The 559-nt window shown below is 64.6% G+C and carries 1 protein-coding gene; it reads right to left on the bottom strand.

Annotated features, from left to right (window positions below; genetic code table 11):
* The coding region (locus Q7C21_RS22665; protein ID WP_375151188.1) for a hypothetical protein at positions 1 to 559 on the bottom strand (559 nt) is incomplete at both ends.

Here is a 559-nt window from a genome sequence, read left to right as displayed (position 1 = left end):
CGGCACCGTGGATGTACTCGGCCGCTGGCTGGACCCGGTAAGCGGCAAACCGCGCCGGCTCGCTGTAGAACTGCACCGGTTCGAAGCCGTCGAGCAGGTACAGGCTCAGATGCCCGGGCCCCAGGGTGCTGCCCAGCTTGATGGCTTTCTGCGAGAGCTTTTCTTCCGGTTGCAGACCGTCGAGGTTGTCGTAGGTGTTGATCACATCCACCAGTTGGCGGGTCTCCATGACACCCCAATGCTCCTTGATCCGCCCCACTTTCAGCTCACGGTTGTCCTGCTCGAGGAGCACGAACAGCTCATCCCAATAGAAACTCGGCCGCGGGTCCCTGGACCCGCTCTCCAGGTAGCGCGGGTTGACCACCAGGCGCAGGCGCAGGCTGTCCCAGCTCTGCAGGTACTGGTAGTCCAGGCCCAGTTGCGCGGTGCCGGACAGCTGCCCATCGTCGACGCCTTCGGCCGGCGATGAGCTGAAGAAGTAGCGCTTGAGCGCGATCTTCGCCGACAACCCCTGCTCCGCCTCGGCCTGCACCTGGGTGACGCTCCAGCACAGCCCCAG

The sequence above is a fragment of the Pantoea sp. ANP04 genome, assembly GCF_041982285.1.
Taxonomy (GTDB): domain Bacteria; phylum Pseudomonadota; class Gammaproteobacteria; order Enterobacterales; family Enterobacteriaceae; genus Pantoea; species Pantoea eucalypti.
The sequence above is the reverse complement of the archived record's forward strand: the minus strand, read 5'-3'. Positions and strand labels throughout refer to the sequence as shown.